Source organism: Pseudorhodobacter aquimaris (assembly GCF_001202025.1).
Taxonomy (GTDB): Bacteria; Pseudomonadota; Alphaproteobacteria; order Rhodobacterales; family Rhodobacteraceae; genus Pseudorhodobacter; species Pseudorhodobacter aquimaris.
On the sequence record NZ_LGHS01000018.1, the window covers coordinates 1 to 5,172 of the forward strand.

The 5,172-nt window shown below is 55.8% G+C and carries 4 protein-coding genes and 2 pseudogenes; 2 read left to right on the forward strand and 4 right to left on the reverse strand.

The genetic code is table 11. The features are described from left to right. The 3 genes and pseudogenes from istA to AKU94_RS02960 all read right to left on the reverse strand — a co-directional run. Nucleotides 1–610 (reverse strand): IS21 family transposase (istA, locus tag AKU94_RS02955; protein WP_157056377.1); only part of this gene is annotated, 610 nt, incomplete at its 3' end. A 164-nt stretch (nt 611–774) separates the two neighbouring features. Continuing rightward, nucleotides 775–1,076, reverse strand: a pseudogene (locus tag AKU94_RS20165) (DDE-type integrase/transposase/recombinase); the annotation flags it as partial. Nucleotides 1,077–1,251: 175 nt separating this feature from the next. Next, nucleotides 1,252–1,515, reverse strand: coding sequence for a hypothetical protein (locus tag AKU94_RS02960; protein ID WP_050525859.1), 264 nt, complete (start codon nt 1,513–1,515; stop codon nt 1,252–1,254). Nucleotides 1,516–2,385: 870 nt separating this feature from the next. On the opposite strand from AKU94_RS02960, the gene AKU94_RS02965 reads away from it, so the two are divergent. Beyond that, nucleotides 2,386–3,084: a hypothetical protein gene (locus AKU94_RS02965; RefSeq protein WP_157056378.1), complete on the forward strand. Its 699-nt coding sequence runs from the start codon at nt 2,386–2,388 to the stop codon at nt 3,082–3,084. A gap of 303 nt (nt 3,085–3,387) precedes the next feature. After that, nucleotides 3,388–3,858 carry a hypothetical protein gene (locus AKU94_RS02975; protein WP_157056379.1) on the forward strand — a complete coding sequence of 157 codons (471 nt, stop codon included), beginning with the start codon at nt 3,388–3,390 and terminating at the stop codon, nt 3,856–3,858. A gap of 672 nt (nt 3,859–4,530) precedes the next feature. On the opposite strand, the pseudogene AKU94_RS02980 reads toward AKU94_RS02975, so the two are convergent. Further along, nucleotides 4,531–5,146: pseudogene (locus tag AKU94_RS02980) on the reverse strand (integrase core domain-containing protein); the annotation flags it as partial. Nucleotides 5,147–5,172: the final 26 nt, after the last annotated feature.

The following is a 5,172-nucleotide window of genomic DNA, read 5'->3' on the forward strand; positions in this document are numbered from 1 at the left end:
CGACGGCTGTCTTCATGTTGTCGTAGACGCCGCGCCCTGGAACACCCTCAAACCCCCGGAAGCCATGCCAGTGGGCATCGAACAGCATCTCATGCGTTTGCAGCAGATAGGCCCGCACCAAGAAGGCGCGGCTGTGCGACAGCTTGATATGGGCGACCTGAAGCTTGATGCGCTCGCCGCCAACATAGGCCCAGTCCTCGCTCCAATCGAATTGAAACGCCTCGCCAGGCTGGAACACCAGCGGAACGAAGACCCCGCGGTCAGTCGTGTGATATGCGCGTTGCCGTTCACCCTTCCAGTCCCGCACAAAGGCCGCAACCCGCTCATATGAGCCATCAAAGCCAAGCTGCACCAGATCGGCATGCATCTGCTTGGCAGTCCGCCGCTCCTTGCGTGATTTGCGCTGCTCAGACAGCAACCAGGCTGTCAGCTTCTCAGCATACGGATCCAGCTTGCTCGGCCGGTCCGGTCTCTGAAACTCGGGCTCGACAATCCCAGCCCGCAGATACTTCTTGATCGTGTTGCGAGATACGCCTGTACGCCGCGCAATCTCGCGAATGGGCATCTTGTCTCGCAGCGCCCATTTCCGAATAACCCTCAAAAATCCCATGTCTACCACTCCAATAGCCCCCAGCTGAATCAAGCAGGGGCAAGGTTGCACATGGGTCAATTCTCAATGACAATTTCTGCTGTTGCCGGGTCAGTTCTCAGTGACAATCAACACGCAAGACCATGCTCGTAGTCGTAGCAATTTCTCTAGCTGCTCATCTATGATTTGAAGCCGTGTTCACGGAGGGGTATTCTGGTAGTCGTGTGAACAATATTGGCTGCCCCTGTCGCTATGGAGGATGCAACCGCGGGCGGTGATCGGAAGGCGATGGGCATTCTCAGGACCCTAATCACCAGATCGCGTTTCATACGATTACTGACCGTTTCCCGGCGGGGCCATGCGTCGCACAGGCCCGAGAGGGGCTCCAGATGTAGCTGATGTCGCCAGCCCATTTCTGGTTTGCGCGTCCGCCGCGACCTCACGTTAGCAGGTTCAGTGCGATGTTGAACGTACGGTCTCTATCCGTCCCTCGTCGGAGAAATGATCCCCAGGAACATTTTCTGATTCTTCGAACTCAGCGCGATCTGCACCGTATCCTTGCGAAATTAATCAGTCCTGACGTACCCATAGCTCATCTTCTTCGATCTACATTACGCGATCAAAAGAGCGGCACCAGACCGTGACATGACCAAGTGTGACTGTCACATGGCCATCCACCACTCTACAGCACCCACCACAGCCGCGCTCCAGACAAGCGCCGCTAAGATGGCCACCCATTCTTGCCATCGCCGTGCTTTGGGTGCCTGTATCCGCTGACCATGCTTGGCCGGCGCGCGCGATTTTTCACGCTCACCAATCGCTTGATAGCCGGCTTCAACCCAATCCTTGCTGGCAAACATGACGCGCTCTGTTTCATAACGGCGGCGCGTATCGGAGGAATGTCGTATGTCGCCTTTTTCTTCCATGGAAGTGACCCTTGATCCTTTGGTGCGGCCTCGACCGGGGCAGTACAGGGTCCCTATGCCTCCAGTGACAGACGGCCCCCAGACAATTGCACCGCAAACCTAAACCGGCCGCCTTATCCGCGCGTTTTGCGCTTAAATCGGGGCCGTAATTTGGCTGCGGCAAGGCCGTCTGATGTCGAAAAGGCTGATCAGGGTTTTTATTACCCCTGAAGACGGCTGACAGCGCGGCTCTGCTGCGATGGAACGGCTTTGGGCTGCGTTCGGTGCGTTTTGAAAAACCTCAACCGGTATGAGCGATCTTGAGCGGCGGTTTCATTGTGGATCGGTCAATCTGAAGGCAATGAAAATGAGAAGACATATCCAGAATGCGCGGCTGGGACATCGCCTCGCAAGCATGGCCTATCCATAACGATCTGGTTCCTGCCATGTGGCGCTCTGGCCGTCTTGGGAAACCTTGGATCGTCAATGCCACGCAGAGCTGAAAGAAATCTGCGCGGCACCTTGTCTGTGCAACCGTAATTCGAGGTGGTCAAAGCGCAAAATGGTGAATGAAAGCATCTCTTGTCCGGCGCGCAATGTAAACAACGAAGAACGAACATGAGTGCAGTTGATGATTTCGGAAGTGTTGCATCTGGTCTTGATGCGTCTACGGCTAAGGCCCTGGCAATTGCACAAGACAACGGGGCTTTTTTGGAATTCGCTACACGCGATTTATGTTAACGGCGGTCGGGCGGTGGTGGCCCTGTGCCGCCCCGCCCTCCACAGGTTACGGCCGTCATAAGGCAGGCTGAGAACACGATTGCCCTGATGCGGGGCGGGAACAGGTACAGGCAAAGTCCGGTTCCAGAATTTCTGCATGGTGTTGAAGGCGTGCTTGTTCGGTCAGGCCACAATAGCGACCGCGGCAACGCCGAGCGGATAGACGTGACGCAGGCCAATATTGATGCGGGCAATTTGTCTGCCGGTGCTGTGGCATGGTTCAACATGATGCACTATGCATCGAGGGGCTATCCGCAGGTTCTGGTTGACCTGAGCAAATCCGGCACGGGCATGGGCAGCATGCTCGATGACGACGACACTTCTCGTGACAGCTCAAAGGACGTGGCGACGGTTGCCCTTGCCCGCGCCGAGGGGGTTGAACCTGAACTGGCGGTCTATTGCTGGTCAAATTCAGAAGTCTCCGCATCCCCGACCCTTAGAGAACAGCGAAACTCCCATCTTATCGGGCGCAACAGCGATGGAACGCCCTATGATTTCATGAACAGTGATCCATCCACAATCGAGCGTTGCATCATCGATACGATAGGGCGCGGTTACAGGCTGCTCGGGGATAGCTGCAAGCTTGTCCTGATGCTTGTGCATCCGAAGATCCTGACAGCGTCGCAAACCTATGATCCACCGTACCCGAACCATCGCTATGACAAAGAGGGGGGTGTTCTCTATGGGATGCCCAAGTCAAACAGCTATCCGGCTGTGCCGGTTCGCAAGGAATTTCCTGCACAGCCCTGTCTCGACAGCAACGGGGCCAAAATCGGTGTGTCGCAGGCGGTATGCCTGTTTGGTGATTAGGTGGGTGGTGTTAAGAATATCTATGGCGACACCGACATTCACCCTTCAATTCTGGAATCTGACGGACAGATCCTTTATGCGCAGCATATCGCTGCACATACCGCATATTGCTATGGCTGGATGGATGGAGATCCCGAGCGGTTTGGAAATGAGCGTTTCAAGCGATAGTTCGACCGTGACCGGCAAGGCCACATCGCCCGCCGGGACGAACATGACCACAATCTGCAAGCTGCGCGCAGAAACGGTCAGCAGCCCCCCGCCCCCATCAACACGAGGCGATGGGTTTCGCACTCTGGCGTAGCGGTGACACGTTTTTGCGAAACCAACATGTTGCCGATCTGGCGCAACGGCCAAGGTCCGAACACCGAGCATGAGGGAACGGTCGCAATCACAGATGCTGCTGCAGGGGAGGTTTCTGTTACCTTGGCTACTCCGGTTATTAAGGGTGACGTCGTGGATTTTGGCTCAGGCGGTCAGTATGGCACCTTCACCCTATACGGTGCCGATGACTACTATGCGCGGATGTATAAAGACTGTCTGATCGTACATAATCCCGCGCTTTATGCAGCGACAGGTTACCCCGGCGTTCCGATAGAGCCACAAACCCGCTGGACGGTTTCCGGCGTCGGGGCCGCTGTGCCCGATCCTGTCGATCCGGAAACAAGCGACTGGGATGTGGTCGGCGGCGAGGCGAAGCTCACAATCAATGCCATGCCTGACATCACGCCACCTGTTGTCGTCGGTGGCGCTGGCAAACTCACAATCACAGGATAAAGACATGCCTTTCATTTACAGACCAGATGGCGATACGGATTATAGCAATGCGGTCATCCTTGAGGATGGCGCACGGCCGCAAGATGTTAGCGGCCTCGCAGCAGGGCTATATCAAGTCGGGAATATCGGCTGGATGCCGGGCCCGGTCGCGGTATCCGCAGCCGTTGTTTCCGGCGGCCCTTACGCCACAAAATCGGCCTCTGACAGCTATCTCTCCGGTCCGGTACTAGCGGCGGGAACCGAAGCGATTACTATTGTACTGGATTGTGATCTTGATGCTGCAACATCCGGGTCCATCACATTGATGGAGTATAAATCGTCAACCTTGAAGGTGGTCTATGATTCCCGGACCAGCGCCCGCCGTTTGAATATCAGCGGAGGCACGCAAAACCCGCCCGAGTTTTCCAGCCTCTATACGCCTACGGGGAGCATGTCAGACGGTCGCAAGCGGCTGGTAGTTTCAATTTCGGTGAATGATAGTGGTAACGCCGCACTAAAAGTCTGGATCGACGGTGTTGAGGTTGTTTTCAAAACCACTACTGCGCTGAATGTAACTTTGCCGGACATCCGCGATTTCGAAGCCTTCAAAAGTGCGGATTTGCGCGGTGAGCTCTATGAGCTATCAATTTATGGGGTAATCCCCCCCTTTTTAACGAGGTGCATCCGTAGAACTTACGCGGCCATTTTCAGTTTCTGGGCGGGAGTGATGCCGCCGATGCCCCGCTGTCCGGCAACGGTTTGCAAGCAAACCGTGAGAGGAATGTTCGGGCGGTCGTTGTTGTATGTCCATAGCCATTGCGTGGCGTGATCTTGTGCCTCCTCTATGCTTTCGATGATGTATTGGTCCAGCCATTCATGCCGGACCGTCCGGTTGTAGCGCTCAATGTAAGCATTCTGTTGAGGTTTGCCGGGTTGGATGTGTAGGATGGTAACCCCTTGTTCCTCGGCCCATTTCATTAGCTTTCCACTGATGTATTCCGGGCCGTTGCCGACTCTTATGGTGCCGGGCTTGCCACGCCATTCGATGATGCGGTTGAGGCTTCTGATCACGCATTCCGCTGGCAAAGAAAAGTCGACCTCGATGCCCAATCCTTCGCGATTGAAATCATCCAACACGTTCAAGAGCCGAAACGCCCGGCCATCCCCAAGGCGATCCGCCATGAAGTCCATCGACCCGCGGCCCGGCAGCGCATGTTTACATGCGCGAGAGGGAGGTCATGTTCGGCGCTTCTGGCACCACCTGCGCGTCGGGCTTGTCCCGCTTCATCCTTTTGCGGGGTTTGATCTGTTACCCGGCAGGGCATTGCGTAGCAA